General features: G+C 61.2%; 26 protein-coding genes. 7 read left to right on the top strand and 19 right to left on the bottom strand.

Going from position 1 to position 26,498, the window contains the following annotated elements; translation table 11 throughout:
- Positions 1-551 precede the first annotated feature (551 nt).
- Positions 552-935, top strand: coding sequence for a DUF6124 family protein (locus CAF79_RS28540; RefSeq protein ID WP_085701357.1), 384 nt, complete (start codon positions 552-554; stop codon positions 933-935).
- 108 nt (positions 936-1,043) lie between these two features.
- On the opposite strand, the gene CAF79_RS28535 is transcribed toward CAF79_RS28540, so the two are convergent.
- A complete protein-coding gene (locus tag CAF79_RS28535) occupies positions 1,044-1,271 on the bottom strand; it encodes an Arc family DNA-binding protein (RefSeq protein ID WP_085701356.1) in 228 nt (75 codons plus the stop codon).
- 161 nt (positions 1,272-1,432) lie between these two features.
- Between CAF79_RS28535 and CAF79_RS28530 the strand changes: the two genes are divergently transcribed.
- Positions 1,433-2,461: an AraC family transcriptional regulator gene (locus CAF79_RS28530; RefSeq protein WP_085701355.1), complete on the top strand. Its 1,029-nt coding sequence runs from the start codon at positions 1,433-1,435 to the stop codon at positions 2,459-2,461.
- Here the strand turns inward: CAF79_RS28530 and CAF79_RS28525 are convergent.
- The 4 genes from CAF79_RS28525 to CAF79_RS28510 all read right to left on the bottom strand — a co-directional run bounded on the left by CAF79_RS28525 (position 2,458) and on the right by CAF79_RS28510 (position 6,628).
- Entirely contained in the window at positions 2,458-2,826 is a 369-nt protein-coding gene (locus CAF79_RS28525) for a glyoxalase superfamily protein (protein ID WP_085701354.1), read from the bottom strand. The genes CAF79_RS28530 and CAF79_RS28525 overlap by 4 nt on opposite strands.
- 117 nt (positions 2,827-2,943) lie before the next feature.
- The gene (locus CAF79_RS28520; RefSeq protein ID WP_085701353.1) at positions 2,944-4,401 is read right to left on the bottom strand and encodes an amidohydrolase family protein; all 1,458 of its coding nucleotides are present in this window, start codon (positions 4,399-4,401) and stop codon (positions 2,944-2,946) included.
- A 1-nt stretch (position 4,402) separates the two neighbouring features.
- Positions 4,403-5,263, bottom strand: a complete 861-nt coding sequence (locus CAF79_RS28515; protein ID WP_007953817.1) for a MurR/RpiR family transcriptional regulator — start codon at positions 5,261-5,263, stop codon at positions 4,403-4,405.
- 15 nt (positions 5,264-5,278) lie between these two features.
- A complete protein-coding gene (locus tag CAF79_RS28510) occupies positions 5,279-6,628 on the bottom strand; it encodes a GntP family permease (protein WP_085701359.1) in 1,350 nt (449 codons plus the stop codon).
- Positions 6,629-6,885: 257 nt separating this feature from the next.
- On the opposite strand from CAF79_RS28510, the gene CAF79_RS29280 reads away from it, so the two are divergent.
- Positions 6,886-7,047 (top strand): hypothetical protein, encoded by a 162-nt coding sequence (locus CAF79_RS29280; RefSeq protein WP_170929807.1) that lies wholly within the window; start codon positions 6,886-6,888, stop codon positions 7,045-7,047.
- 9 nt (positions 7,048-7,056) lie between these two features.
- Here CAF79_RS29280 and CAF79_RS28505 read toward each other — a convergent pair whose 3' ends face one another.
- The 4 genes from CAF79_RS28505 to CAF79_RS28490 all read right to left on the bottom strand — a co-directional run bounded on the left by CAF79_RS28505 (position 7,057) and on the right by CAF79_RS28490 (position 10,114).
- Entirely contained in the window at positions 7,057-7,440 is a 384-nt protein-coding gene (locus CAF79_RS28505; RefSeq protein WP_256579518.1) for a Fic/DOC family protein, read from the bottom strand.
- 114 nt (positions 7,441-7,554) lie between these two features.
- Entirely contained in the window at positions 7,555-8,448 is an 894-nt protein-coding gene (locus CAF79_RS28500) for an NAD-dependent epimerase/dehydratase family protein (protein ID WP_085701352.1), read from the bottom strand.
- A 103-nt stretch (positions 8,449-8,551) separates the two neighbouring features.
- Entirely contained in the window at positions 8,552-9,463 is a 912-nt protein-coding gene (locus tag CAF79_RS28495) for a LysR family transcriptional regulator (RefSeq protein ID WP_085701351.1), read from the bottom strand.
- A gap of 60 nt (positions 9,464-9,523) precedes the next feature.
- Positions 9,524-10,114, bottom strand: coding sequence for an NAD(P)H-dependent oxidoreductase (locus CAF79_RS28490; RefSeq protein ID WP_085701350.1), 591 nt, complete (start codon positions 10,112-10,114; stop codon positions 9,524-9,526).
- Between the two features lie 201 nt (positions 10,115-10,315).
- Here CAF79_RS28490 and CAF79_RS28485 point away from each other — a divergent pair, with 201 nt between their 5' ends.
- Complete coding sequence (locus CAF79_RS28485; RefSeq protein ID WP_065261059.1) at positions 10,316-10,630, top strand: putative quinol monooxygenase; 315 nt, start codon at positions 10,316-10,318, stop codon at positions 10,628-10,630.
- Here the strand turns inward: CAF79_RS28485 and CAF79_RS28480 are convergent.
- On the bottom strand, positions 10,620-11,384 hold the full coding sequence (locus CAF79_RS28480) for a sulfite exporter TauE/SafE family protein (protein ID WP_085701349.1): 765 nt from the start codon (positions 11,382-11,384) through the stop codon (positions 10,620-10,622). The two genes, CAF79_RS28485 and CAF79_RS28480, sit on opposite strands and share 11 nt — an antisense overlap.
- A gap of 82 nt (positions 11,385-11,466) precedes the next feature.
- On the opposite strand from CAF79_RS28480, the gene CAF79_RS28475 reads away from it, so the two are divergent.
- The 3 genes from CAF79_RS28475 to CAF79_RS28465 all read left to right on the top strand — a co-directional run bounded on the left by CAF79_RS28475 (position 11,467) and on the right by CAF79_RS28465 (position 13,588).
- Entirely contained in the window at positions 11,467-12,348 is an 882-nt protein-coding gene (locus tag CAF79_RS28475) for a LysR substrate-binding domain-containing protein (RefSeq protein ID WP_085701348.1), read from the top strand.
- Between the two features lie 55 nt (positions 12,349-12,403).
- Entirely contained in the window at positions 12,404-12,979 is a 576-nt protein-coding gene (locus CAF79_RS28470) for an NAD(P)H-dependent oxidoreductase (protein ID WP_085701347.1), read from the top strand.
- 198 nt (positions 12,980-13,177) lie between these two features.
- Positions 13,178-13,588, top strand: a complete 411-nt coding sequence (locus CAF79_RS28465; protein WP_085685536.1) for a MerR family transcriptional regulator — start codon at positions 13,178-13,180, stop codon at positions 13,586-13,588.
- Between the two features lie 66 nt (positions 13,589-13,654).
- On the opposite strand, the gene CAF79_RS28460 is transcribed toward CAF79_RS28465, so the two are convergent.
- The 9 genes from CAF79_RS28460 to CAF79_RS28420 all read right to left on the bottom strand — a co-directional run bounded on the left by CAF79_RS28460 (position 13,655) and on the right by CAF79_RS28420 (position 26,497).
- Positions 13,655-16,270 (bottom strand): RND family transporter, encoded by a 2,616-nt coding sequence (locus CAF79_RS28460; protein WP_085701358.1) that lies wholly within the window; start codon positions 16,268-16,270, stop codon positions 13,655-13,657.
- Between the two features lie 33 nt (positions 16,271-16,303).
- Positions 16,304-17,140 carry an outer membrane lipoprotein-sorting protein gene (locus CAF79_RS28455; protein ID WP_085701346.1) on the bottom strand — a complete coding sequence of 279 codons (837 nt, stop codon included), beginning with the start codon at positions 17,138-17,140 and terminating at the stop codon, positions 16,304-16,306.
- A 70-nt stretch (positions 17,141-17,210) separates the two neighbouring features.
- Positions 17,211-18,506, bottom strand: a complete 1,296-nt coding sequence (locus tag CAF79_RS28450; protein ID WP_085701345.1) for a DUF1302 family protein — start codon at positions 18,504-18,506, stop codon at positions 17,211-17,213.
- Positions 18,507-18,508: 2 nt separating this feature from the next.
- Positions 18,509-19,273: an SDR family NAD(P)-dependent oxidoreductase gene (locus CAF79_RS28445; protein ID WP_085701344.1), complete on the bottom strand. Its 765-nt coding sequence runs from the start codon at positions 19,271-19,273 to the stop codon at positions 18,509-18,511.
- Positions 19,270-20,007 carry a 3-oxoacyl-ACP reductase family protein gene (locus CAF79_RS28440; protein ID WP_085685527.1) on the bottom strand — a complete coding sequence of 246 codons (738 nt, stop codon included), beginning with the start codon at positions 20,005-20,007 and terminating at the stop codon, positions 19,270-19,272. The genes CAF79_RS28445 and CAF79_RS28440 overlap by 4 nt, the downstream gene beginning before the upstream one ends.
- Before the next feature lie 9 nt (positions 20,008-20,016).
- Positions 20,017-22,887 (bottom strand): aminotransferase class III-fold pyridoxal phosphate-dependent enzyme, encoded by a 2,871-nt coding sequence (locus CAF79_RS28435; RefSeq protein ID WP_085701343.1) that lies wholly within the window; start codon positions 22,885-22,887, stop codon positions 20,017-20,019.
- Between the two features lie 54 nt (positions 22,888-22,941).
- Positions 22,942-24,150, bottom strand: a complete 1,209-nt coding sequence (locus CAF79_RS28430; protein WP_085701342.1) for a beta-ketoacyl synthase N-terminal-like domain-containing protein — start codon at positions 24,148-24,150, stop codon at positions 22,942-22,944.
- On the bottom strand, positions 24,147-25,442 hold the full coding sequence (locus CAF79_RS28425; protein ID WP_085701341.1) for a beta-ketoacyl synthase: 1,296 nt from the start codon (positions 25,440-25,442) through the stop codon (positions 24,147-24,149). The genes CAF79_RS28430 and CAF79_RS28425 overlap by 4 nt, the downstream gene beginning before the upstream one ends.
- Positions 25,439-26,497, bottom strand: coding sequence for a beta-ketoacyl synthase (locus tag CAF79_RS28420; RefSeq protein WP_085701340.1), 1,059 nt, complete (start codon positions 26,495-26,497; stop codon positions 25,439-25,441). The genes CAF79_RS28425 and CAF79_RS28420 overlap by 4 nt, the downstream gene beginning before the upstream one ends.
- Between the last annotated feature and the right edge of the window lies 1 nt (position 26,498).

The following is a 26,498-nucleotide window of genomic DNA, read 5'->3' as shown; positions in this document are numbered from 1 at the left end:
AGGTCCGCGTGTAATCACGCTGACTGCGCCTTTTTCCTGTATTCATTACTCCCTCCTGAGAATGGGTCAGAAGGTGTAAACCTTATTCAGGACGAGACACGATGTACAAAGAAGGGCAGCTGAGAAGCTGCCCTTCTTTTTTGCCCTGAAATTGCCATTTTCAGGAATTGGATGACGCGTTCTGAAACGTGATTACACGCGGTTGGCGATTGGTGTTTAAGGACACGCGGTGATACGTCCCGAAGCCCACAAAACCTTGCGCCGTTGCCTACGGCTACGCCAGAATCCGCCGGCTTGTGCGCCTTGGGCTGGCTGCGTAATTTGATTGCGTCATTGATTTCCAGTGATCGAACTTAGCGGTTCGGAATGTCCCCTACGGTTGCACATGTCGAATCCAGTCAGGCGCCAGCCTGCACTTGATGGTGGCTGTGCGCATGGCACCTTCGGGTGCGCCGGGTTGAGGGTGACTACCGGTCCGCTAACTTGCGCACAGCTGCCACCCTTTTGCTTAGCGGCGAAAAGGTGCAGCCTCAACCAGAGGTTAGTCACCCATGTTCAAGGTAACGCCAAACCCACCGCTCACCGAACCCACAATCATCCCGGATCCGGCATCTCCCTACGAATGCCCCGGCTCGAAACGCTTCAACGAAGCCGCCGAACGCGCCCTCGATTATCACCTGGGCCCCCTCAGCGCCCAGATCATGGCCGCGCCCTACAAACCCAACACCCTCTATCAGGCTCACCCCGAAGCCGACACCGAATCCCTGCTGGTAGACGCCAGCGAATCCCTCGGCTCCGCCACCGTCATGCTCAACAATCATGTGGCATTGGTCGAGGGCAGCCACCGCAAGACTCTGCAAGGCATCGCCCAGATCGTGATGATCGCCGAACTGGCCGTTAACCGGGCGCTGGACAAGGTCGTGCCGACGGATTGATGCGGGAGGTGGCGAGTGCGGTGCACTCGCCATTTTTTTGCACCCTGTAAAAAGCCCGCCGCCACACTGGTTTTAGTGTGGCGGCGGGCTTTTTGTGAGCGGTGTTTATCAGCCGCTGAGGTTTTCTGAACGTGATGGCAGATCGAGCTCGACGCCACCCATGGCGCCGAATCGATTGTGTATCCGAGTACCTAACCCGCCAGCTCGATCAACCGTAGCCAATGCGTTTTCCAGAATCTGCCGCGCTTCGTCCTCCATGGAATGGCCATTTTGGGCGGCAGCGATACGCAGTTGCTCTGTCATCTGCTCATCGAGTCGAATAGTGATGCTGGTCATAAGGCTTCCTGCAATCCGTGAAATGAGTGATCGCAGACTAACAAACCAGCTCGAAGACCTCTGCATGGTCCCAAGGCCAGCCATTTACTTTATTCGCGGATTCAAATTACCTTTCAGAGCGCTCCTCCGCCCACGGCGGCCTCGATCAAGAGGATTCGGTCATGCAATCGCTCGGCTTCACCTCCGTCCCACCGCTGCTCAAGTACCTGCGCCATGCCGAACATCTGGGCATGGCCATCGAGCCTGCGTTGGCGGCGGCCGGGTTGCAGGCGCAGCAGTTGAGCGACAACAGCCTGCGTCTGCCGGGTGAAGCCCATGAGCGTTTGCTTGATTACTTTTGCGAACACTCGGGCGATCCGCTGTTCGGCCTCAACGCGGCGAATTTCGTCCTGCCCAATTCCTGGAGCGTGCTGGGTTACATCACCATGAACTGCGCGACACTGGGCGACGCCATGAGCCGCATAATGCCGTTCGAAAAACTGGTGGGTGACATGGGCGTCAGCCGCGCCGAGGTTCACGAAAACCACGTGCACCTGATCTGGAGCTGCCGCTTTGAGCGCCCGCGGATTCGCCGGCATCTGGTGGAAAACGTGCTCGGTTCCTGGCTGCAATACGCGCGCTGGATCGCCGATACCCGACTGTCACCGGCCGCGGTGTGGCTGGAACACTCACTCCCGGCGGGCACGACGCTGGCGCAGTACGAACAGTTTTTCGACTGCCCGGTGCTGTTCGATCAACCGTATTCCGCGCTGATCGTGCCGTTGCCGTATTTGCAGTTGCCGTTGCGCCAGGCCGATGCGCATTTGCTGCGCACCCTGGAAGAACACGCGCAGAGTCTGATGGCGACACTGGAGGATGCGTCGCTGGAGCAGCGGGTCAAAAGCATCCTGCGCCAGTTGCTCAAGGAAGGTCTGCCGCGCGAGGAGCAGGTGGCCGAACATCTCGCCGTGTCGGTGCGCACGCTGCAACGCCAGTTGCATCAGGCCGGCACGTCGTATCAGCAGACTCTCGATGAACTGCGCCAGGAACTGGCCGAGCATTACCTGCTCAACAGCACCCTGCCGATTCAGGACATCGCCCAGTATCTGGGCTTCAGCGAATCACGCTCGTTTCACCGAGCCTTCAAGAGCCGACGCGGGATGCCGCCCGGTGAATTTCGCCAGACTCACCGGGTGTCGAACGACGGCTAGAGGCTGATCGCGTTGGTAAACACCAGTCGATTGCCGAACGGGTCGGCGATGGTCATGTCCTGGCTGCCCCACGGCATGGCCTGAATCTGTGGATGCGAAAACTTGTATTCCTTGGCCAGCAACTGCTGCTGAAACGCCTCCAGCTCATCGGTCTCGATCCGCAGGGCTGAACCGGGAGTCGCATCGCCGTGGTGTTCGGACAAATGCAGCACGCATTCGCCACGGGAGATTTGCAGGTACAACGGGAAACCAGGCTCGAAACGATGCTGCCAATCGATCTTGAAGCCGAGGAAGTCGATGTAGAACTCCACGGCTTTGGCTTCATCGAAAATCCGCAGGATCGGGGTGGTTTTGCCGAAGCTCATGGGTTGCTCCCTGACTGATTGGCCCCAGCGTGTAGCCGGGGTGAATGTCAGCAATTCGGCCTGGTGATGGCTTTCTTTAATTGCAATGTGCCATCACCGTGACGCAGTCAGCAAAATTCAACGAAAGCCGTCGCGCAGATCGCCCTGGCGCGCCAGGAACCGCCCTGCTGTTTGCCCGTTGGCCTGGCCGTCGCGATAACTCAACACACCATTAATCCACACCCCGTCGATGCCTTGCGCGGCGCGTTGCGGGTCATTGAAATCCGCCACGTCACGCACGGTTGCCGGGTCGAACAACACCAGATCCGCCCAGTGCCCTTCTCGAATCTCGCCCCTTTCCTTCAGGCCAAAACGCGCCGCCGACAGACCGGTCATCTTGTGCACCGCGGTGTGCAGTGGAAACAACCCGACATCGCGACTGAAATGACCGAGCACCCGTGGGAAAGCACCCCACAGGCGCGGATGCGGGAACGGGTCTTCCGGCAGGCCATCGGAACCGACCATCGACAGCGGATGGGCGAGGATCCGGCGCACATCGTTCTCGTCCATCCCGTAATACACCGCGCCCGCCGGTTGCAGACGCTTGGCGGCGTCGAGCAACGACAGGTTCCATTCGGCGGCGATATCCATCAGGTCGCGGCCGCCCATCTCAGGATGCGGCGTCGACCAGGTGATGGTGATGCGGTGGGCGTCAGTGACCTGCTTCAGATCCAGGGTCGAAGAACTCGCCGCATACGGATAGCAATCGCAGCCGACCGGGTGAGTCTTCGCCGCCTCTTCCAGCGAGGCGAGCAACTGCGGACTGCGGCCCCAGTTACCGGCGCCGGCACATTTGAGGTGGGAAATGATCACCGGCGATCGGGCGTGGCGCCCGATGCGGAAGGCCTCGTCCATCGCCTCCAGCACCGGTTCGAACTCACTGCGCAGGTGCGTGGTGTACACCGCGCCGAACGCATTCAGTTCTTCGGTCAATTGCATGACTTCATCGGTGGATGCCGAGAACGCACTCGCATACGCCAGACCTGTGGATAAACCGAGGGCGCCCGCCTCCAGGCTTTCGCGCAACTGCTCGCGCATCGCACTGATTTCATCGTCAGTCGCGGTGCGGAACAGGTCATCGAGGTGATTGCTGCGCAGCGCCGTGTGGCCGACCAGTGCCGCCACGTTCAACGTGGTGTTGGCCGCCTCGACCGCCGCGCGGTAATCGCTGAAACGTGGATAGACGAATGCGGCGGCCGTGCCGAGCAGGTTCATCGGATCCGGTGGATCACCCTTGAGGCTGACCGGTGCGGCGCTGATGCCGCAGTTGCCGACAATCACCGTGGTCACGCCCTGGCTGAGCTTGGGCAGCATCTGCGGCTGGCGGATCACCACGGTGTCGTCGTGGGTGTGTACGTCGATGAAACCCGGCGCCAGCACACGGCCCGTCGCATCGATTTCTTCTGTGGCACTGGCGTCATGCAAGTCGCCGATACGAACAATGCGGCCCTCGAGAAGGGCCACGTCAGCCTTGTAACCGGGAACGTTGCTGCCATCGATGACGGTGGCGTTGCGAATCAGCGTGTCGTACAGCATGTCAGTCTCCCAGCGGCAGGTGATCGTCGCCGCCACGGTATTCGTCGAGGGCGAGTTTGATCCGCCGCAGACGTTCTTGATTGTCTTCTGGATTGGCCAGCGCCAGCTCGGTGGCCAGCACGTCGATGGCGAGCAGCATGCCGTAGCGTGCCGCCGTCGGTTTGTAGATGAACGAGGTCTCGGCACCTTGCAGCGGCAGGACGATATCGGCCAGCTCCGCCAGCGGCGAGTCGGCGCGGGTGATGGCGAGAATCCGGGCGCCGTAGTTGCGCGCCAGCGCCACGGTCTCCAGCAATTCCGGGGTGATGCCGGTCAGCGAACAGACGATCACCACCTGCTCGGCGCTGAGGCTGGCGGCGGTGACGCGCATCATCACCGCGTCGTGGCACACCGCAATCGGATAGCCGAGACGCACCAGCCGCACTTGCAACTCATCGCTGCACAGGGTCGAGCAACCGCCGATGCCGAAGGCGTGGATCATCCGCGCCTGGCCCAGCAGTTTCACCGCATCGGCGAAGCGCGATTCGTCGAACGCCGCCAGATGCTGGCGCAGGGTGGTTTCGATATCGCCGACGATCTGCCCGTAAAACGCCGACTGCTCGGGCGTGCCCGCCGGATCGAGGAAACGGCTGCCGACGCCGCTGGCCTGGGCCAGTTGCAGGCGCAGATCGCGCAGGTCGCGGCAGCCGACGGTGCGGGCAAAGCGCGACAGTGTGGCGGTGCTGACTTCGGCCCGCTGCGCCAGCTCTTCGAGGCTGGCGGAGGCGGCAAATCCTACATCGTCGAGCATCAGACGGGCGATGCGTCCTTCACCGGCGCTGAAGGAATCCTGACGGGCGCGGATCTGATAAAGGATGTCCATGGCGGAAAACTCCGACTACAGCAGGTAAGAAAGACCGACGGTCAGGGCGAAAGCGACTATCGAGATCAGGGTTTCCAGCACCGTCCAGGTCTTGAACGTCTGGGCCACCGTCATGTTGAAGTATTCCTTGATCAACCAGAAGCCGCCGTCGTTGACGTGGGAAAAGATAACCGAGCCCGCACCGGTCGCCAGCACCAGCAGTTCCGGGTGTGGATAACCCAGACCAATGGCCACTGGCGCGACTACGCCGGAAGCCGTGGTCATCGCAACGGTGGCCGAACCGGTGGCGATGCGCATCAACGCGGCGAACAGCCAGCCCATGATCAGCGGCGACAGGTGAAATTCGTGAGCCAGGCCGACGATCTGATCGGTGACGCCGGCGTCCACGAGAATCCGGTTCAGACCGCCACCGGCGCCCACCAGCAAGGTGATGCTGGCGGTCGGTGCCAGGCATTCGTTGGTGAATTTGAGGATCGATTCCCGGTTGAACCCCTGGGCAATGCCGAGCGTCCAGAAACTCAACAGCGTCGCCAGCAACAGCGCGATCACCGAGTTGCCGATGAACAGCAGGAACTGATTGAAGCCGCTGCCCGGCGTGGAAATCAGATTGGCCCAGCCGCCGATCAGCATCAGCACCACCGGCAACAGAATGGTCGCCATGGTGATGCCGAAACCCGGCAGGCTGTCGCGGGGCTCGCGTTCGAGGAATTGTTTTTCCAGCGGGTTATCCGCCGGCAACTGAATGCGCGGCACGATGAATTTGGCGTACAGGGGACCGGCAATGATCGCCGTCGGAATGCCGATGGCAATCGCGTACAGCAAGGTCTGCCCGACCGACGCCTGATAGGCCTGCACCGCCAGCATCGCCGCCGGGTGCGGCGGCACCAGCGCATGCACCACGGAAAGACCGGCAACCATCGGCAAACCGACCATCAGGATCGACACGCCGACCCGCCGCGCCACAGTAAAGGCAATCGGCACCAGCAACACGAAACCGACTTCGAAAAACAGCGGCAGACCCACCAGAAACGCGATGCACACCATCGCCCAGTGTGCGTTCTTTTCGCCAAAGCGTTCGATCAACGTGCGCGCCATCTGCTCGGCGCCACCGGACTCGGCCATCATCTTGCCAAGCATCGTCCCCAGCGCCACCACCAGCGCAATGTGCCCCAGCGTCTTGCCCACCCCGGCCTCATACGCCCCCACCACGCCGGACGGCGGCATCCCCGCCACCAGCGCCAGGCCGATGGAAATCAGGGTGATGACAATGAACGGATTGAGCCGGTAACGGGCGATCAGAACGATCAGGGCGATGATGGCAACGGCGGCGTACACCAGCAGCCAATAGCCGAAGGACGGTGTCATGCGGTACTCCTCGAAAGGGTCACGTTCGAATGGGTTGTGAAACTCATAAATCATTTCGAGATCGAGTTTTCAAACGAAGTGAAAGTAATTTTCGTGGAGGGATAAGGGTTGTCGTTTTTGAGTATGCCTTGTCGTGAATAATGAAAATCGCGGGGTAGGATTTTCATGACCCGGCTGAAGGTTTTGCCCAGACCACAAGGTTTTCAACATCAATCCAGGCGCTATACTCGGCAGACGCTTTCTATCGAGTTCCTGCCATGACTGCTTCGCGCCGCCGCCCCAAAAAGCTCACTGCCGAAGCGTTGATACGCGCGATTGCCAGTTCGACAGCCATCGAAACGGGTCAGAGCGTTGAATCGATTGAACGCAAGCTGAAGCTCAAGGACAGCAAGTTTCTGCATCTTTCTCTGGCCAAATGAGATCGTCACTCAAGTCCACAATGCCTGCCGAACCCAATACTCCATGGGTTCGTAATTGCAATTCAGCCCTTGGTTGATTGCCGCAAAATAAGCCTCTTTGTTTCGCTCCCAACTGCTGTAGTCGAGCGGCACATACCCCGCCTGCACCGCCATGACATCCGCCAACAATCGCGACAAGCGCGACAAGCGCCCATTACCCTCGCGAAATGGATGAATCAGGATGAACTCCACGTGCGTGACAGCGATGGCGTGGATCAGGTTTTCATCCAGATCAGGCTTGCAAGGTGTGTACTTGCCAAGACAGTCCCTCTCGAAACCATCAAGCAGTCGGGGAATCTGCGGGGCTGCGGCAAAGAAAAAGCCGTCCTTGCCCCTCCTGATGCCACTGAACATTGAAAAGCGCCGGGGATTTGCCCCGATGCCAGGACAAATCCAAAAACACAAACGGCTGCCCAAAGGCAGCCGTTCACAGGTTAGTCGCAAAGCCCTCTCGGGTTTAATCAACCCTCACACCATTTCGTTACGAATCCATTCAACCACCGACGTGCGCTTCGGCACCCAGCCGAGCAGTTCGCGGGCGTGTTTGCCGCGTACGCGGCTGTTGGAGCCGAGGCCGTAGTTGGCCATTTCATAGCCCCACTCGACTTCAGCGTCTTTGAGCGGCCAGTCTTGTGGCTGGCCCAGATTCAAGGCTTCGGCCATGACGGTGGTCATGTCGATGAACGACGCTTCGCCGCTTTCGACGAAGTAGAAGGTGCCCGGGACGTTTTTGGTCAGGGCCAGCAGGTACAGCGACACCACGTCTTCGATGTGCACGTTGGACCAGATGTTCTGACCGCTGCCGACGTGACGCACCACGCCGCTTTTGCGTGCCTGTTTCAGCAGACGCGGCAGTTGCACGCTGTCGCGATTGACGCCCAGGCTGTGGCCGTAGATCAGAGTGTTGCAGATGACGGCCGAGTTCACGCCGTCCTTCGCTGCCGCGAGGATCAGGTTGTCGATGGCCACCCGTGCGGCCTTGTCGACGGTCGGCTCCGGCAGGTTGTCTTCGAAGTAGATGACGTCGCTGGATTTGCCGCCCGAGGCATCGCCGACGATGCTCGAACCGCTGGTGTGCAGGAACACTTTGTTCGAACCGCGCAGGGCATCGAGCAAGGCTTCGACCGCGCCGCGATGGTCGCTGCTGGCGGCGTTGATCACGGCGTCGGCGGCGCGGGCCTGTTCGGCCAGCAGTGCCTTGTCGTCGAGGGTGCCGATCACCGGGGTGATGCCCAGTGCTTTCAGCTCATTGGCCTGTTCGGCGCTGCGCACAAGACCGGTGACGCTGTGGCCGGCCTGGACCAGACCGGTGGCGATGGAGCCGCCGATAAAACCGGCAGCGCCGGTGACGAATACGTTCATGGGGAAACTCCCTGCGTGAGTAAGTGATGCAACGAGTATCGATCGGCAGGTCCTGTGGAAAAACCCGCCCTCAACCAATTCACTCTTGCGCAGGGGTCACGAATCAGCCTTTGAAATCGGCGCTGGCGTAAGCCGCCAGTTTGCTCTGGATAAAATCCAGGAAGCACTGGATGCGCAGCGCCAATTGCGAGTTGCGGTAGTACACCGCGTTGATCGGCTGGCGATAACCGCTGTTGAATTCCGCCAGCAACATCTTGAGGCGCCCGGCGCGGATGTCGTCGATGGTCATGTAATGCGAGAGGCAGGCAATGCCCTGGCCCTCCAGCGCCAGATGCCGAACCGTCTCGCCGCTGGAGGCGCTGATCGCCGGGGTAATCGGCCAGCGATCGCCGTGCACGTAACGCAACGGCCACTGGTTGAGGCCTTCGTTCTGGGTGAAACCGAGCAAGGTGTGGTCGCTCAGGTCAGCCACTTCCTGCGGCGCGCCGTGTTTTGCCAGATACGCGGGACTGGCGACGATCAACAGCGGACTGCAACCCAACGATCGCGCATGCAATGTCGAATCGGCGAGGGGGCCGATGCGGATGGCGACGTCGGTGCTTTGTTCCAGCAGGTCAATGATCAGGTCATTGCTGTTGAGTTCGAGCTGGATGTCCGGGTACAACCGACGGAATTCGTCGATGTACGGCACGATGGCGTGGAGCATGAACGGCGACGCGGCGTTGATGCGCAGTCGTCCTGACGGGGTTTGCTGGCGCGAAGAAAGACGTTCTTCGAGTTGATCCATCTGGTCGAGGATCAGCTTGGCCTGTTCGAAGAAATACTTGCCCTCCTCGGTCAGGTCCATGCGCCGTGTGGTGCGGTTGATCAGCGTGGTGTCGAGCTTGGCTTCCAGCCGCGACAGCGTGCGGCTGACCGCCGACGGTGTCTGCCCGACCTGCTCGGCAGCGGCGGAGATCGAACCGCACTCGATCACGCAGACGAAAATCTGCAACTCATCGGATCTGGCTTTCACGGGTGTCCTCGAATCGAAAGGCCTGCTGCGCAAGCTCAGGCCTTCGATAGTAGCCGAGCGTCAGGCCTTGAGGCCAAACACCTCGGTCAGATGCTGCTCGTAACGCGCCACATCCGCTTCAATGTTCGGGCGTTTCATCACGTCCACGCAGAGGAAGGTCGGCAGGCCGGTCATGCCAAGAAACTCGTTGGCCTTGTGGAACGGGAAGTACACGGCGTCCACGCCTTTGGCTTCGAAGAAGTCGGTCGGGTCATCGAACGCCTGCTGCGGTGCGTTCCAGGTCAGCGACAGCATGTACTGCTTGCCCTGGATCAGACCGCCGCTGCCGTACTTCTGCGACGCGTCGGAACGGGTGCGACCATCGCTGGCGTAGAGGCTGCCGTGACCTTCGGTGAAGACTTCGTCGATGTACTTTTTCACGGTCCACGGTGCGCCCATCCACCAGCCCGGCATCTGATAAATGATCACGTCGGCCCAGAGGAATTTGGCGACTTCTTCAGCGATGTCGTAACCCTCGTCGATGAAGGTGGTCTTGACGTCGACACCGCCGCGATCCAGCACGCTCAGCGCCGCTTCGTGCAGGGTGGTGTTGTAGCGACCGTCGGAGTGAGCAAATTTTTTACCGCCATTGAGCAACAGCACTTTTTTCATGGGAGAGCCTCGATCGGATTCCGATGCGCAGCGCAGAGCGCTGGATGGAGAAGGGGAAAAATTGAATGGCGGCAGATTAGCGATCCGCCCCGCGCGGAATAAGCATCGGTTGCGCAAAATTCATTTGATTAAAACGCACGAATCGAATGCCGATTGTTGCCGTAGGATTGGCCGCCATCTGAATCTGAGGAGTTTTTTGCCATGAGCGAACGCCAGGGTTTCATCCTGCACGCCAAGACCCGCCCGGAAAAAGCCGAGGCCTTCGAAGCGTTTTTCCGCGCTTATGTCGAGCCGAGCCGCGCCGAACCTGGCTGCATCGAGTACCACATGCTGCGCGACAAGGAAGACCCGAGCCTGTTCATCTTCTACGAGATCTGGGAGAGCCAGGCGCATCTGGACGTGCACTCGAACCTGCCGCACATGCAGCAGTTTCTCGCCAATCGCATGGAGTATCTGGAGCGGGATTTCGATATCCGCCCGATTGAAATGCTCAGCGCGTCGTCCGCTAGCCGCTGATCAGCAGATGGGCGCCGAGCGCGCCCAGACCGATGAAGAACACCCGCTTGAACAGCACCGCACTGATGCGCTGGCGCAGCCATTGGCCGAGCAGCATACCGAGCATGGCAGGGAGCAGCGCCAGCAGCGAAGCGCTCAATTCCGCCCCGCCGAGCGACCCGCGCCAGAGCAATCCGCCGGCCAGCGCCAGGGTCGAAACCGTGAAGGACAGGCCCAGCGCCTGCACCAGTTCATCGCGGCTCAAGCCCAGGGCCTGCATGTACGGCACGGCGGGAATCACGAACACGCCGGTGGCCGAAGTGATGACGCCAGTGATCACGCCACACAGCGTTCCCAGCCACGTTTCATGGCGGCGACTGACACTCAGCGTCGGCAGGAACAATCCGCTCAGCGCATAGAGCAACAACGCCGCGCCCAACCCGCGCACCACCCAATGCCCGCCGGCCATGCCGATCCACAAGGTGCCGATGGCCGTGCCGAGAGAGATCGCCAGCAGCATCGGCCACAAGCGTTTCACCAGCCCCTGCAAATGCCCGCCGAACGCCAGTTGCCAGACGTTGGTGAGGGTCGCCGGAATGATCAGCAACGCCGCAGCCTGCGCTGGCGCCATAGCCAGACCGAGCAGGCCCATGGCGACGGTGGGCAGGCCTAGACCGATCACACCCTTGATCATGCCGGCGACGACGAAGGTCGCCATCACCAGCAATGACAAGGCCAGACCGAGGTTCTGATAGAAATCTGCGAGTGCGTTCATGGCGATACTGTGCGCCTGCACGGATGAACTGAAAATCTGTCATACACTGAGGCAGCCTCTCTTTCAGCAAGAGCCACCACCGATGCACTTCGACCTCACCGACCTGCGCCTGTACCTGCACATCCTCGACAGCGGCAACATCACCGCCGGCGCCGCCCGCAGTCATCTGTCGCTGGCAGCGGCCAGTGCGCGGATCCGGGCGATGGAAGCTTCGTTGGGCACCGAGTTTCTCGAGCGCGGGCGGCGCGGAGTGACACCGACGCCGGCCGGCAAGGCCCTGGCGCAACATGCGCGACTCCTGTTGCAACAGGCCGAGCGCATGCAGCAGGACTTGAACGAATACGCCCGGGGTGTGAAAGGCCAGGTGCGTTTGCTGTGCAACACCACGGCCATCAGCGAATACCTGCCGGAAGTGCTGGCGGATTTCCTGCGCGAACATCCCAACCTCGACATCGACTTGCAGGAACTGCCCAGCGCCCGCATCACTCACGCCTTGCGCCAGGGAGCAGCAGACCTTGGCATTGTCTCCGACGCCGTGGACACCCACGATTTGCAGACCCGGGTCTTTCGCGACGATCCGCTGGTACTGCTCGTGCCGCCGGGTCATGCGCTGGCAGAGCGTCTCTCGCTGACCTTTGCCGAAACCCTGGCCCATGACTACGTGGCGCTGGGTGCCGACAGTGCCCTGGCGATTCATCTGGAAGAACAGGCGCTGCACATCGGCCAGCGCATGGCGATCCGTATCCGCGCCGATGGCTTCGATGGGCTCATGCGCATGGTCGTGCGCGGGGCAGGCCTGGCAATCGTGCCCAAAGTGGCGGTTGAGCGCTGGCCCCGGACGAACGCATTGGCCTGCGTGCCGCTGGACGACGCCTGGGCCAGACGGACACTGCATCTGTGCTCAAGAAATTTCGCCCATCTGCCGGCCTACACCCAAGCCTTGCTTGATGCTCTGACGCCTTGACTCTACCGCTAGGGGCAGACTCTATCCTGTGAGCTTCTTTTCAGGAGTACACACTATGGGCAAACGAATGCTCGTGATTCTGGGACACCCCTCCACCGACAGTTTTTGCGGAGCACTGAGTGAAACCTACGTTCAGGCGGCCAAGGACGCCGGGCATGAGGTACGGTTGATGCGCCTGGATGCGCTGGATTTCGACCCGGTCCTGCACGAGGGTTACAACAAGATTCAGCCGCTGGAACCCGATCTGCTGCAGGCCCAGGCCGACATCACCTGGGCCGAGCACCTGACTTTCGTCTATCCGATCTGGTGGGGCGGGATTCCGGCGTTGATGAAAGGCTTTCTGGACCGCATCTTCCTGCCCGGTTTCGCGTTCAAGTACCGCGAAGGCAAAGCCTTCCCGGACAAACTGCTCAAAGGCCGCACCGCCCATTTGCTGGTGACCATGGACACGCCGTACTGGTACTACAAATGGTTCTACCGCATGCCGGGCCTGCACCAGGTGCGCAAGACCACGCTGGAGTTCTGCGGAGTCAAACCGATCAAGACCCTGACGTTCGGCCCCATGCTCGGCTCCAAACCGGAGCAGCGCGACGTGTGGCTGCAACAGGCGCGAGCCAGCGCCGCGTTCTGAATCTGACGCAACTGTCCAACTGACGGCGCCGCCGACGCCGTCAGCCTTCCACGGGCTCTCCCACGAGCCCGTCCGTCAGCTGTGCGCGTCATTTACGCACAGTTGCAACCTGCCGATGGTATTCACCCTATAATCGCCCGCCGATCAGGCTCGAGCCTGGTCACGCTACGCCCCGTTTTATCATCGAGATGGATCTTTATGTATATCGGCAAAGCCGCCCAGCTGTCGGGCACCACAGTCAAAAGCATTCGCCATTACGAAGAAATCGGCCTGTTGCCCGAGCCCAAGCGTGAAGGCAAATACCGTATCTACAGTCAGGAAAGCGTCGAGGTCCTGACGTTCATCAAATGCGCTCAGCAACTGGGCTTCAAGCTCAAGGAGCTGCAGGTCATCCTGAACAACTACCGCGGCGAGGAATTCCCCTGGGACATGGCACAGAATGCCATCGCCCGGAAAAAAGCCGAGCTGGTGACCCAGATCGGCGATTTGCAGCAGTTGTACGATGGGCTTGAAGCGTTTGAAAACAACCTCCACGAGGCTCGACAGGAATGTCAGTTCGAGCGCATCGCCCGGCAGGGGGAAAAAACCCCGGCCGCTACGCTGAACTGAAAACCCTTCTGCGGCGCATGGGCCGGTTCGCCTGTCGGATCAGGGCAGGCGGAACCGGCTCGGGCTTCAGCCCGGTACTGCCTCTGCGTCGAGGCGTTGCGCCCGAGCGGGCTGGGCAATCGGCTCAATCGCGCCGAAGAACCACGGCGAAACCAGCGTCACCAGAATGATGGTCATGACCCCGCTGGAGAACAGCGCCATGGCCACCAGCGCCCCCAGGTCGACAATCGGCTTGAAGTCAGAAAACAGCAGCGCCATGAAGCCCACGGAGAAAATCACCACGTTGATCACCGTCGAGCGACCGACGCTGTGCATCGCCTGCAGAATCGCCGCGTCGACTTCAATGCCCTGCTGCACCAGCCATTTGATGCGCGACAGCAGGTGCACCGCGTAATCGACCACGCCCACCACCAGGAAAGTCACCAGCGTCGTGCCGATGTTCAGCTCGATCTTGAACAGAAACATGAAGCCGTAGACCGTGACCGAGGTGGTCAGCAGGGTCAACATGCCGAGAATGCCCAGCCGCACCGACTTGAGCCAGTACATCATCATCAGCGTGACGACCAGCAACGCCAGGGAAAAACTCAGTACCTGGCCCTGGGTGATTTCCTGCAACACACCGGTCCAGATCAACGGCGTGCCGGCATGCGTCACCTCCAGATTGGCCGGTTTGTTCACCAGCAGCCAGGCGTCGAGGCGATCGAGCATGCCCTGATAATCACTGGCGACCGACGAGGTCATGGTGTACAGCGTCAAGGCCTTGGAGAAGTCGGCGTTGAGCACGTTGTTCAAGTCCGAGCCGCCACCGTTTTCGAACAGCATCACGTGCTGCTCGATCAGCGAATTGCCTGGCACTTCGAATTGCTCGACCTGCCCGTCATCATTGACTGAGCTCACCTTTTCCATGGCGTTGGGAACGCGCAGGTAATCAGGGTTCATGTCGTTGAGCACCAGGTTCATGCGCTTGACGTAAGTGGCCAGGGAGTAGCCGTAACTCACGTTCGGCTGCTGCTTGATGAAGTGGTCGAGCTTGTCGATGAACTGCACCACCTCCGTGGTCAGCACCCCGCGAGGCTCCTTGCTGTCGATGGCAATCCAGCCCGGCGCCGTACCCGCGACGTTGGCGTGGTTGATGAACTGGTCCGAAATGCGGATATGGCTTTCGGGTTTGAAATAGGCAATGCCCGAGTCTTCGATATCGACGCGGAAGGTGAACACGGTGGCCAGCGCCAGCAACGGCAGCATGACCATGAGAATCGGTTTGCGAAAGCGGATCATCCAGGCGCAGAACGCCACCAGATAACGCGAGATGATCGATTCCTTGTGCGCAGCGACCCTGGCTTGCGCTGGTTGATCCTTGCCCCAGATGGAGATCCAGGCCGGAATCAGCAGCAACGAAATGATCAGCGCCGCCGTCAGGCCGATGGACATGAACACGCCGAAATTGCGGATGCTGACGATGTTGTTGGTGGTGGAAATCATGAACGTGGCGATGGTCGTCACTGTGGTCAACACCACCGGCACGACCATCAGCCGCTGGGTCTCGCGGTTGGCGTCACGGTTGCTCTTGCCGGCGTTTTTCTGCTCGTAGTATTCGGCCATCACATGGATGGCGTCCGAGCAGCAGATGGTGAACAGAAACACCGGCAACACGCTGGTCAACAGGTCGAACGGCACCCGCAGCAGCGCCATCAGGCCCAGCGTCCAGATGGTGCAGAACAGAATGTTGAACAGCGGCAACAACACACCCAGCGGTTTGCGGAAGAAGAAAATCAGCAGCAGGGTGATCAGCAGAAACACGATCGGAAACAGCACCGCCAGGTCATGGTCGATGATTTCCTGTTGGGCCGCGATGAAGATCGGCATGCCGGCAATGAAAATCTCGTCCTTGTACTCCGGATGCTCTGCCTGATACTTCGCGACGATGCCCCGCACGATCTGATAGGCGCGCAATTGCGCCTGGGCGTCATCCTGCTTGGTACCGAGTTCGGCCACCAGCATCGCGACTTTCTTGTCCTTCGACACCACCCCGTCGACCATCAGCTCGTTGCCCATGATCTGTGACTCGACCACGGCCGGATCCATGTCATAGGCGTTGAGGGTCTTGTGGATCAACAACTCGCCATCGTCGGTCAACACGATGTTTTCCAGGTCGCCCATCGACGCCATTTCGCGAATCGGGTTGATTCGCTCGGCGAGGAAGGTCAGGAACAACTGATCATGAGCATCCCAGTTCTGACTCTGGGCATGATCGCGCAGGGCCTTGGCCTGAGCGTAATCATTCTGGGAAAAACCGTCCTCCAGAATGTCCCGGGTCAATAGCTGCGCGCGGCTGTCATTCGGGTAGCGAGCGACGATTTGCGTCAGTTGCTCCTTGTCGGCGTCGTTGGCCAGGATCATCTTGCGCACTGACTGCGACATCGAAAACAAAGCATTGAGCGTCTGTTTGTTGAAGACCGTCTGCGGGTTGTTCAACGCCACCATCACCGAGTCGAAGGTGCCGGTGAACTCACCCTGCAAATCGATGATGGTCTTGCGCGCCGGATGGCTGTCCTTGAGCAGATAAGGGTTGGTGTCCGAGATCAGCGCGCCCAGCGTATAAGTGAAATACGCGGTGATCGCCACCAGCAGGAAAACGATCGCCCGCGCATGGCGCTCGACGAAGTTCAGGTATCTTTCCATGATCATGTGTTCCAGGGTCGTCGGGAGCGGCGCTTAGCGGGCAGTCACGGAAAATTCCGGCAGGTCACCGGTTTTCAGCCCGCGCTTGATGGCGGTCTGGGTAAACAGTCGGTCTTCCAGCGGGACGTTGTACTGCAACTGGTTGAAGCGCATTTCCGAGCGCGTGCCGTCGATGAAATGCTCGGTTTCACTGAGCACGATGCTGTCGATCCCGTCGATGGTCTCGACCTTCTGGGTGCGCATCTGCTTGATCAGCACACCTTTGACGTCGAAGAAGTCCTGACGCATGACCAGGAAATTCTGCTTGTCGATCCACACCTTGAGTTTGTTGTAACCGGTCTTGGCCAGCACTTCCGGGGACGCCGGTTCACGTTCGATCACGTAGCAGTCGCGGCCCTTGATCTGCTCTTCTCCCAGCAATGTCTGCGAGTAATCCTTGACCCGGATCTTGTCCAGGTCGGCATAGGAGTATTCGCTGCCCATGAACGAGCCGCGCTTGTCGGTGGTGGAGATCCGGCGAGTCTGGCGGCTGACCGGCAGGTACATCCACTGGCTGTCTTCCAGCCCCAGCGTCTCGTGCGGGTTTTCGATGTGGAACGCGACGTCGCGCACATCGGTCGGCGCCGAGAAATACATGCTGAATTTGTCGCTGTCCGGGTAGTCCTTCTGCAGGTAGGTGAATTCACGAACCCGGGTATTGCCCTTCTTGTCGTGAAGGATCAACGACACCTGGGACATGAAGCTTTTACCGTCATTGCGATCGCGCACCTGGCGAATGATTTCATCGGCATTGCTGCCGTCGGCAGCGCTGGCGCAGACGCCACTGAGGATCAACGCGGTGGCGGTCAGACTTTTCAAAAGCGGCAACATCGGAATTTCCCTTTTCGTCGGATGAGTACATGCGGGCCTGCGCCATCGGTGGCAGGCAGGCGTCACGGGGTTAAAACAGATAGCCGGCGGACAGGCGCACTTGATCGCGCTTGCTGTACTCGCCGAAGGCCCTGTCGGGTTTGCCGAAGAACACGTCCACTTCCAGTCCCAGCTTGATGTAGTCCACCGGTTTGTAGGTGAAGATGCCCTGCAGCAAAGCGTTGTCCTTGAGCGGCGGCGAGGCCGCGGCCACCAGTCGGCTCTTGAGCCGGTCCTGCCAGTGAGTGCCCTCGGCCGAGAGGGTGAACAGCGGCTCGCGCTTGTCCTGCAGCATCCCGTCCTGCCAGTCGAGCAACACCTGTTCCTGCCATTGCGCCGAAATCAACCAGTCGCGCCACAGATAGTCGACACCCAACAGCGACTTGACCATCGACGTGCTGTCGGCACCGTAGGCGCGGGTCGGATTGGTCACGCGCCAGTTGTCGAACCAGGCAATCTCGCTGCGCACCACGATGCTGTGGCCGGCGTCGATCGCCAGACCTGCTCCGCCCATGGTGTAACGGGGAAACTGGCGTTCAAGACGCGTACGACCGTCATCGGCCAGGCCCTCGACGGCATACACCGGATCCTGCTGACGTGCGCTCAGTGCCACGAAGCTGGTGTCCACCGCACCGATCCGGCCATTGGCGCTCAGACCATAGGAGTAGCCCTTGTCACCGTCATAACCGGGTTTGGAATCAAGAAGGAAATACTCCGGATCGGGCGCCGCGAACAGCGGCGCGGCGAACTCGCTGCCCGCCACCGGCGGCCGGTTCTTGACGAAGTCGGTGATCCACAGCGCTTCCAGCTCCCACTCGCCCACAGGCTGCGCCACGCGCACCATCGGCACGGCGATGCGGCTGTCCTCAAGCAACGGGGTCAGCCCATCGCGATAGTCCAACGGGTTGATCTGGTCCAGCACACGCAGTTCATCCGCACGCCCCCAGACCACCTGCTGCCAGCCGACCGTCACTTCACCGTCGCCCAGCGAATGACCGACATACAGATGCCGCCAGTCAGCATCGAAGCGATACTTTTCCCGGGCGCGTTCGCTGTACGGGTTGTTGCCGTCGTAGCGGGCGTCATACCGTACGCGACCCTTGGCCTTGTAATAACCGCCGTCCCAGTTGTCCTCCAGGTTGGCTTTGAAATACACGGCCTTCTGTGTGACCTGATCGTCACCGTGCAGGCGCAGTGCCGTGGCCACGCCGATTTCGGCGTCGGCGTAATCGGGCTTGAGATCGTCGACTTCCAGGGCCGCGACAGCCGCCGGAGCGGCCACGCACGCCCACATCGCCCAGGCGATGCGGTTGATAGATCCTGGCATCGCTACATTCCCAACCCGACGCCGCCATCGATCACCAGGCTCTGGGCCGTGACCCCGCCGGCTTCAGGACTGGCCAGGTAACGCACCATTGCCGCCACTTCTTCGCTCTGGATGAAGCGGCGCATCGGCAGTTTTTTCTTCGCGTTGCGCACGATCTGTTCCTGGGTCAGACCGGCGATCGCCGCTTGCGTCGCCAGCTCGCCCTGGAGCATCGGTGTATCGATCCAGGCCGGCAGAATCGCGTTGACCGTGATCTGCCGCGACGCCAGGTCCAGTGCCAGAGCCTTGGTCATGCCGACGATGCCGTGCTTGGAAGCGCAGTACGCGGTGTTGCGCACCTTGCCGGCCCGGCCGAGGATCGAGGACATGTTGATGATCCGTCCCCGATCCGGCATCAGCGCCAGGCACAGCGAGGTCACGTAAAACGTACCGTTGAGGTTGACCGAAATCACCTTGTGCCAGTTATGCAGATCTTCGGGCTCGTTTTCATTGCAGATACCGGCACTGTTGACCAGCACGTCGACCTGCTTGATCCGGGCGCCGAGCTGCTTGAAAAACGCTTCCATGGCAGGCAGGTCGGCGATGTTCGCCGCGTGGGTCTCGACCCGCGCCTTGATCCGCTCCTGCTGCTCATCGACCCAGCCCTGCAACTGCGGCAAGTCCAGGTCCAGCAGGATCAGGTGATTGTCGCCATTGGCCGCGAAGTCCTCGGCCACCGCGCGCCCGATGCCTTTGGCTGCACCGGTAATCAGAATGGTGCGGCTCATGGCATTTTCAACCCGCCGTTCACCGGCAGGACCTCCCCGGTCAGGTACAGGCCACGGTCAGCGAGGTACAGCACCGCCTCGGCAATTTCCTCAGGTTCGGCGTAACGCTTGATCAGCAACCGCGACTGGATCTGCTCCTCCTGACTGCCGATCAGTGCGGTGCTCATCTCGGTCTTGACGATCCCCGGCGCCACCGCATTGACCCGGATATTGCGCGGCGCCAGCTCGACCGCCAGCGCACGGGTCATGGCCTCGACCCCGCCCTTGGCCGCGGCATAGTTGCTCTGGCCCTTGCCGGGCTTTTGCGCGGCGACCGAACTGATATTGACGATGCAGCCACTGCGCTGGCGCAGCATGCCCGGCAGCACCTGCTGACAGCAGAGCAAGGTCCCGACCAGGTTGGTCTGGATCACCTCCAGGATGTCGCTCGCCGGCATCGTCGCCAGCAAGCCGTCACGGGTAATGCCGGCGTTGTTGACCAGCAGATCGACGCGCTGGAAATGCGCCTCGACCCGCTCGAAAAATGACGCGATGCTGTCGCCACGGCTGATGTCGCATTGCAGCGCCAGGCAATCCACGCCCGACGCCTGCACTTCATCACGCAAGGCCATCGCCGCGACTTCATCACGCACATAACTGAACGCCACTTGATAACCGGCACCTGCCAGCGCCAGGACGATGGCGCGGCCGATGCCACGGCTGCCGCCGGTCACTACTGCTACTTTGTTCGGCATGACCGTTCCTTACAGCGAGTTATCGGTTTTGAACTGCGCGAGGCTGAACCCGTGGGTCGCGGCCAGTGCACGGATCTGCTGCACTTGCTCACGGCTGATGTCGCCGTAGGAGTAGTGCTGTTTCATGCCCGACAGCCCCATCAGTACCGACTCCGCCATGCAGGCATACAACTGACCTTGCTTGAGGTAGGCGCGAACGTTGGGGGCCAGGCCATCGCCCAGCGGCGTCTGGACAATCCCGCCGTGCATGTACAGCACGTCGGAGCGCTGACCGGCGAGGTTCTGGTCCACGTTCAGCGGAACGGCGATGTCGCAGATCACGCTGTTCTCGGCAAAGTGTCCGGCACCGAGAAACGCCTGCGGTGCATTCGCCGCACACAGCACGATGCGCGCTTGCTTCAAGGTATCCAGGTCGTTGCTGACGGTGATGAACGCGTCGCTTCCCAGTTGCTCATCGACCAGTTGCGCCACACGCTGCCCGAGATCGGCACTGTTGCCATGGGCTTGCAGCAGGGCGTCGATACCCCGCATCTGCTGCAGGCGACTGGCGAGACGATCATGCTCGGCAACCCCCTTGAGAATGGCCCGGGCGGCTTCGGCGTAAATCTGCTGAGCGGTTTTCTCCAGGCGTCGCAGCGAGCCGTCGCGACCACTGCCGATCAGGATCAGGTGCTCGACACGGGTCGACAACAGCGAAGCGTAGGTCGAAGCAATGTTGCCGGCAGCACCGACCACCGCAGCGGTCTGCCGGCTCAGTTCCAGACCTTGCTGTTTGCAGCCCTGCTCGATCGCTTCCAGGCCCATGCCGATGGTCAGCGCGTTGCCCGAGGTCAGCGCCATGTCAGGGATTTTCAGCGCCTGACAGTTGTTGGTGACGATCGAGGTGTACATGCCCAGGCCGGCCACGCCATAGCCGTCGGCGCGGGCATCCTTGATGCGATTGCCGACTTCCTCGCGGATGGTTTCCAGATCGCCGCTGGCGATGTAAGCCGCCATCGCATCGGAATCCATGCACAGCGGATAGAGGGTGAACTCCACCGCCGTGCCGAGTTTCGAGCGGATCTGCACCGGGCCGATAGGCGCCGCGCGGCGCTCGGGGGCCATGCGTTTGATGAACTCGCGCTTCTGCTCCGGGCTCAGGGTCGACAGCGATGGGTCGACATCACTGAGCATGTCCGCATCGATCAGGTGGTTGATGAACGCCACGCGTGCTACCACGCGCACGTTCTCGTCAGGCTTTGGGAGGCTTTCGGTCTCCGTGAAGCTGACATCGCGCGCCGGAACCTGGGCAATGCTGTCGGCACACACACCGGCGGCCAGCGGGAAGGCATCGCGGCGACGCAGCATGTCGCAGACTTTTTGCAGCGAAGCGATCAGGCCATCGATTTCCTGGAAGGTGATGCACACCGGGGGTTCCAGGCGAATCACATTGGCGTTGCTGCCCGACGGCGCCACACGCAACGACTCGAACTGCAACAGATAGCCGGCAATGATGTAGCCCAGCGCTTCGTTGTACTGCGCCGACGCCTGGACCAGCGAACTGGTACCGGTCAGGTCATGCAGTTCGAAGCCCAGCAGCAGGCCGCGTCCGCGCACATCGGCGATCACGTCCGGATAGGCCGCCTTGAGCTCCAGCAGCGAAGTCTTGAGGTACTCGCCCTTCTTGTTCACATCCTTGAGCATGGCGCTGTCGTTCTCGAACAAGCGGCGCAGGGCCGACAGCGCGATGTGGCACGACGCATCGTCTTCAGCGAAGGTCGAGCTGTGGATGTAGCTGAAATCGTTTTCGTAATGACTGGCGCGAATCACGGTGGCGGCGATTTTCATCAAGCCGCCGCCCAGTGCCTTGGACAGGCAGTAGTAGTCGCCCTGCAGGTTGAAATGGGTGGCGCCGAGCAAGGTGCCGGTGCGGCCGAAACCCGACTGCACTTCGTCGATGACCAGCGGGCATTGCTGCTCGTTGCACAGACGACGCAGGCCCAGGTAGAACTCTTTGGCAAACTCGTTGATCCCGCCCTCGCCCTGAATCGGTTCCAGCAGCACGGCAGTGATTGCGCTGAACGCTTCACGGCGCACGTGCAGGGTTTCGCCACTCCACGCCAGACTCAGCCAGTGATGCTGATGGCGGGCCGGCAGCTCTTGCAACTGCTGCGGTTGATCCGGATCGATGAATTCGACGTTGAGCCCGAAACGGGCAAACGGCTTGCGGTATTGCTTGCCGTAAGTCAGTTGAACGGTGTTCACCAGTTTGCCGTGGAAGCTGCCTCGCACCGCGAGGAAGACCGGCTCGACATGCAGTTGCGCGAGGTTGTGCTGACGCACCGCATCGGCCACCTGACGCACGGTCACGCTGGTCAGGTGCGGCGGCAACAGACCGGCCGGCAGATCGAGATCGTCGATTTCCAACTCGACATAGGCCTTGTCACTGGCCACCAGATTCGCCAGTTCGAAATCATGTTCGTCGAACTGCTTCTGCAGGTTTTTCTGACGACGGTACTCGGCATGCTTGACGGCGATTTCCACCGACTCGGCGCCACTGTTGGAGAACGTGGAAATGTAGCGCTCGGTGTTGTTCAGCTCACGGTTGAACGCTACGCTGAGTTCGCGCCCCAACTGCCCCGCCGCGCCACGCACCGACATTTGCGCGTTGAACGGCACATCGGCGCGCAGCAGGCCGCACAGCTGATCGACGAATTGCGGATCGTTGTGACCGTACAGCGCGGCACCGTAGCCACCGAGAAAATCGGTCACGGTCACTTCGTCACCCTGTTTGTCGCGGTAGAACAGTTTGCTGCCCTGCGCCCGATGGAACTGGCACTCCAGGCCCAGGGCCTGCATCAGTTCAACGAATTTTGGCCGAACGTAATCGCGGTAATCCATGACAGTCATATCCCTTGAGTAAAAATTCAGAAGCGATGTATTGCCTTGAAGCGGTCAGTCGTCCGCCTGCAAGTCGAGTTGGTAACAGGCGCTGAAGCCGTTGTCGTCGCGGTTGATCACCAGGCAATCGTGCAGAACGGCATCCCGTGGTTCGCCCGACACAAACGGCAGATGCGTATCCACCGGCTGCGTCAGCCCGGCAATCGGCGCGATGCTTTGGGCCTGCAGCATCTGGCGGGCGAGGATCAGGTCGACCAGGCTCGGCGCACCGCTGAGGATGCCGGTCAGCGCCGTGCCGCTGGTGATGTGTGCGGCGCCGGTACGGGCCAGGGTGCGGGCCAGATCGGCGTCCTGTAGCGCAGTGCCGGTGGCGCTGCTGATCAGCAGATCGACCTGTTTGTCCGGCAGGCTCAGAGCGTCCAGACGCGGGTGCGCGAACAGCGCCGTCAGGCAGGTCTGCGGTTCCGGAGGCAGATCCGCGGCCCGCCGCAGCACCAGCGCAGCGGCGCCTTCGCCGGCAATGCCGCCCGAACCCTTTCGGTCGAAGGCGAGCATCTGCCGGGAACCGTCGGTACCGATCACACCGGCCTCGGCGAGCGCGGCCAGCGCCAGCGGGTCAAGTTCACTGCCGGCCCCGACCACGATGGCCACGTCGATGCGCCCACTCTGCAAGGCACTGTGCGCCTGACGCAATGCCGCCAGATTGCCGGCCACGCCTTGCATATAGGCGTTGCACTCGCACTCCAGTTTCAAGGCCAGACTGACCACGCCGAGCAAGCCGTTGCTCAGACTCTTGAGTACCAGAAACGGATCGAGCGCACGCTCCTGCAACACTTGACGGGCGAGGCGGTTCATGTCGGCTGCGCTGTCGGTGCGGCACTCCTGAAGCAGTTCCCCATAGGACGCCACCGACGGATGGGTATACCCGCCCTGACAGCAATAGAGGCCATAACGCAAACCGTCCTGACCGGGTTCGACGCCAGCCTCGGCCAGCGCCTGACGCACTGCGCTGACGCCCCAGATCACCGCCGGCGGGCAGTAACGCTGCAGGTTTTGCGCAACGTCCTGGCGACTGCGTTGGTGCGTGGCGTCATCGATCTGTCCGAATGCGGTGATGCGTTCACTGTGAAACAGCTTTGTTTGCAGCGCTGCGATCGCACTGCGACCTTCCCGGGCCGCCGCCCAGAAACCCTCGACGCCCCAACCCGTGGGCAACACACAACCGCTGCCAGCGATGGCAATGCGTGCAGTAGCGCTAGTCATTGTCCGTGCTCCCGATATTTGCCAAGGGCCAGCGAGGTGTTCAGGCCGCCAAAGCCAAAGGAGTTGCTGAGGGCGTAATCGACACGACGGCTGACGGCCTGACCGGCGCAATAATCCAGATCACAGCGTTCATCGGCCTCGTGCAGGTTCACGGTGGGTGTGACCAGATCGTTCAGACAGGCCAGCGCAGTGACAATGCACTCCGGCGCCCCGGCCGCCGCGATCAGGTGACCGAATTGCGACTTGTTGGCACTGACCGCCAGCGTCTGATAATGCTTGTGCTGAGCAAACACCTGCTTGATGGCCAGGGTCTCGGCAACATCATTGAGCGGCGTCGAGGTGCCGTGGGCATTGATCAGGTCAATCTGCTGGGGCTGCAACCCCGCATCGTCCAGCGCCGCTTGCATGGCCAGCGCGGCGCCCCGGCCCTCTGGCTGCGGTGCGGTGACCTTGTAGGCATCCAGGCTGCTGCCGTAACCGAGCACTTCGGCATACGGGGTCGCCCCTCGCGCCAGGGCATGTTCAAGACTTTCCAATACGACAAACCCGCCGCCTTCGCCGGCGATCAGACCGCTGCGGTCACGATCGAACGGCCGGCACAGATCAGCGCCCCAGCGCTGCTCGCCCGAGGCTGCGCCCAGCAGGTACAAAGCGGCCATGGTGTCGAGGTTGAGCACCGAGTCGGCACCACCGGCCACGGCAACATTCACTTCGCCGCGACGAATCATCTGGAACGCATTGCCGATCGCTTGGGATGCGCCGGCACAGGCGCTACTGATATTGATCACCGGGCCCTCACAACCGAGGTCGTCGGCAATCACTCGCGCCAGACGGTCGTTGGCCTGACGCAAGGAACCCTCGGCGCTGACTTCTGTTGCCCGCGCCATCAGGTGTCGCCAGTCCGGTGCATCGCCGTCCGGCGCCTGGGTCAGGAGCATGTCGGCGAGCATGTGTTGCGGTGCCCCGGAAGCACACAGCACGGCAGCCTCGCGCAACTGCTCGGAATTCAACCCGCTGTCGGCGACGGCCTGGGTGGCAGCCACCCAACCAAAGCGACTGCGTTTTTCCAGGGGCAGCGTCCAGGCCGGGTGGTTCTGCAAATGCCCGGGTAACAACGTCATGTCCACGGGCGCCGCGTAGCGAACCGGAAATTCATTTTCCTGCAGGTCTTGCGGCTGCCACGGGCGCACGCAGTGTTCGGCGCCGAGCATTTTTTCCCAGAGGGTCTGCCATTCGAAACCGAATCCGGTTACCGCGCCCATTCCGGTGATCACAATCCGTGTCGCACTCATGCGTACTTCTCCAGGGTTTCACTGGCCAACAGCAATGCGCCCCAGTGACCGGCGCGACCATAACTGACGAGCAAGGTGTAACCAGGCACAGCGCCTGCTTCGCGACTGTGGTGCAAAGCCATGGCGACCTCGGTCAGCAATCCGCTGGCGCCCAGTTCGCCGGTCATTGCACTGACATTGCGCAGGTGTTGTGGCGTCGATTCAAACAGGCTCATCAGTTGCCGGTCGGCGGGATTGGCCACCACCTTGGCAACGTCACCCATACACAGTTTTTCCTCGCTCAGGGCGCGTTCGATCACGCGTTTGCCGACGGCCAGCGCGCGCTGCGGATCGGCGCTGTAACCTCGGGCAAACCCGGCGACACGCAAGATCTGCGTAGCGTCCTGCGCCGGTGTCGAACTGAGCAACAGCGCCGCAGCGCCTTCACCGTAAACCGGCTCGTCCGCCAAAGCGGGCTCGCGCAGGTACAGGGCCGGTGTCAGGTTCGGACTGCTGCTGACCACCAGCGCCGCATCGGCGTGTTGTTCGGCAATTTGCTGGCAGGCCTCGATCAACGCATCGAGCCCGGCATTGTCCTGGGAGCAGAAGCCGCCCATCGGACCATGGCAATTCAGCGCCTCGGCCACGTAAGCCATCACACTGCTGTTGAGTAGCGTCAACGCATGCAATGGCGGGGTGTTGGCCAACAGTTGCGACAGCTGTTTGTGCGGCTGTTCGAGGATCGCCTGCACTGCATCCCAGCACGGACTTGGCGCGTCCACTTCCGGAATGGCGGCAGTCAGGGCAATGCGCGCAGCAGGCAGTTGCAGCGACGCCAGCGCGGGCGCCAGGCGTGCGGCGCAATGCAGCAGACGCAACCCCTGCGGCTCGACGCTGCGTTGGATCTTGCGATCGAACAGATCGCTGGCCAGGCGCGGGGCGGGCAACGCCAGGGCGTTACGTTGCGGGTCGAAGGCCAGCGGTTGTGGCACCGGCGGTGTCGCGAGCAGGTCGGCGCATTCGCTGCCGGCGGCATTGAGCACGGCAGCCGCGTTGATGTAGAGGGCTCTGTTCATG

This window comes from Pseudomonas sp. B26(2017) (genome assembly GCF_002113045.1).
In the GTDB taxonomy this organism is placed as follows: domain Bacteria; phylum Pseudomonadota; class Gammaproteobacteria; order Pseudomonadales; family Pseudomonadaceae; genus Aquipseudomonas.
This window is presented reverse-complemented; position numbering and strand designations above follow the sequence as displayed.